1 protein-coding gene is annotated in these 545 nt (G+C 60.9%); it reads left to right on the forward strand.

The features are described 5' to 3' along the window. Nucleotides 1-545 (forward strand): RNA-guided endonuclease InsQ/TnpB family protein (locus tag ACGLHR_RS52195; protein WP_400104027.1); only part of this gene is annotated, 545 nt, incomplete at both ends.

The following is a 545-nucleotide window of genomic DNA, read 5'->3' on the forward strand; positions in this document are numbered from 1 at the left end:
GCGACATGCGAGCAATACGCGAAGTCGCGCAGCCAGTTCAAACGGCCATACCTGCGTTATCGCGGTCGTAAGAGCCTTGGATGGGTGCCGCTCAAGGGGCGCGAACTCAAGCGTGAGGGCGACGCTTTCCGCTTCGCAGGCAACACGTTCCGCGTATTCAGCAGCCGCCCGCTTCCCGAAGGGAAGATCAAGGATGGGACCAACTTCGCACAGGACACACGCGGCAACTGGTTCCTCAATATCACCATCGAAGTCGCCGATGTTCCCGCTCGCGCGATGCAAAGCGGCGTTGGCATTGACCTCGGGCTGAAGGACTTCGCGGCCCTCTCGACGGGCGAGAAACTGCCCAATGACCGATTCGGCCGCCGCGCAGCCGGGAAGTTGGCAAAAGCGCAGCGCGCTCGCAAGCACAAGCGGCATATCGCGAAGCTGCACGCCAAAGTCGCGAACGCGCGCGCCGATTTTCAGCACAAACTTGCGCTCGATATAGTGCGCCGGTTCGATTACATCGCGGTTGGCAATGTGTCCGCCTCTAAACTTGCCAG

The organism is Cupriavidus sp. CuC1 (assembly GCF_044627735.1).
GTDB lineage: Bacteria > Pseudomonadota > Gammaproteobacteria > Burkholderiales > Burkholderiaceae > Cupriavidus > Cupriavidus ulmosensis.